General features: G+C 55.7%; 1 protein-coding gene. It reads left to right on the top strand.

Annotation, left to right across the window (positions count from 1 at the left end):
- Positions 1-244: GntT/GntP/DsdX family permease (locus tag ABFY71_RS19090; RefSeq protein WP_488645809.1), on the top strand; the 244-nt coding region annotated here is incomplete at both ends.

Below are 244 nucleotides of genomic sequence, written 5' to 3'. Positions count from 1 at the left end.
GACCAATAAGTTAGGCGCGGATGTCGGAACGGTAATTGTTTATGGTTTGATGGTAGGACTGGTGGCGTCTCTGGTCGGTGGCCCGCTGTTCCTGAAACTGCTCGGCAATCGTCTGCCGTTTAAACCGGTTCCGGCAGAATTTTCAGACCTCAAGGTGCGGGAAGAACACACCCTCCCGTCGCTGGGCGCCACGCTGTTTACGGTTCTGCTGCCAATTGGCCTCATGCTGGTGAAGACCATTGCC

It is taken from the genome of Devosia alba (genome assembly GCF_039938915.1).
GTDB classification, from domain to species: Bacteria; Pseudomonadota; Alphaproteobacteria; order Rhizobiales; family Devosiaceae; genus Devosia; species Devosia alba.
The sequence above is the reverse complement of the archived record's forward strand: the minus strand, read 5'-3'. Positions and strand labels throughout refer to the sequence as shown.